At 62.7% G+C, this 1,169-nt stretch carries 1 protein-coding gene; it reads right to left on the reverse strand.

The genetic code is table 11. The features are described 5' to 3' along the window. The coding region (tuf, locus tag B5V02_RS30790) for an elongation factor Tu (RefSeq protein WP_111547790.1) at positions 1-1,169 on the reverse strand (1,169 nt) is incomplete at its 3' end.

A 1,169-nucleotide genomic window follows, 5' to 3' on the forward strand; every position in this document is an offset into this window, starting at 1 on the left:
TTGATGGTGACGACGATGCCGGCACCGACGGTGCGGCCGCCTTCACGGATGGCGAAGCGCAGCTTCTCTTCCATGGCGATCGGCACGATCAGTTCGACATCGACCGTGATGTTGTCGCCCGGCATCACCATCTCGGTGCCTTCCGGCAGCGACACGATGCCGGTCACGTCCGTCGTGCGGAAATAGAACTGCGGACGGTAGTTGGTGAAGAACGGCGTGTGACGGCCACCTTCGTCCTTGGTCAGGATGTAGGCTTCGGCCACGAACTTCTTGTGCGGCTTCACCGTGCCCGGCTTGGCCAGAACCTGGCCGCGCTCGACACCTTCACGGTCGACGCCGCGCAGCAGCGCGCCGATGTTGTCGCCAGCCTGGCCCTGATCGAGCAGCTTGCGGAACATCTCAACGCCGGTGCAGGTCGTCTTGGTCGTCGGACGGATGCCGATGATCTCGAGTTCCTCGCCGACCTTGACCACGCCGCGCTCGACGCGGCCGGTCACCACCGTGCCACGGCCCGAGATCGAGAACACGTCTTCGATCGGCATCAGGAACGGCTTGTCGAGCGGACGAACCGGCGTCGGGATGTAGGCATCGACCGCAGCCATCAGCTCGCGGATCGCGTCCTCGCCGATCTTCTTGTCCGAATCTTCAAGAGCCGCAAGCGCCGAACCCTTGACGATCGGAATGTCGTCGCCGGGGAACTCGTTCTTGGTCAGGAGTTCGCGAACCTCGAGCTCGACCAGTTCGAGCAGCTCGGCGTCGTCAACCTGGTCGACCTTGTTCAGGAACACCACGATCGACGGCACGCCGACCTGACGGGCCAGCAGGATGTGCTCGCGGGTCTGCGGCATCGGGCCGTCGGCAGCCGAAACAACCAGGATCGCGCCGTCCATCTGCGCCGCACCGGTGATCATGTTCTTCACATAGTCGGCGTGGCCGGGGCAGTCGACGTGAGCGTAGTGGCGGTTGGCCGTCTCGTATTCGACATGCGCCGTCGAGATCGTGATGCCGCGCGCCTTCTCCTCAGGTGCCGCGTCGATCTGGTCGTAGCGCTTGTATTCGCCAAAATACTTCGTGATCGCCGCCGTCAGCGACGTCTTGCCATGGTCAACGTGACCAATCGTGCCGATGTTCACATGAGGCTTGTTACGCTCGAATTTACCTTTTGCCAT

The sequence above is a fragment of the Mesorhizobium kowhaii genome (assembly GCF_003253745.1).
In the GTDB taxonomy this organism is placed as follows: Bacteria; Pseudomonadota; Alphaproteobacteria; order Rhizobiales; family Rhizobiaceae; genus Mesorhizobium; species Mesorhizobium kowhaii.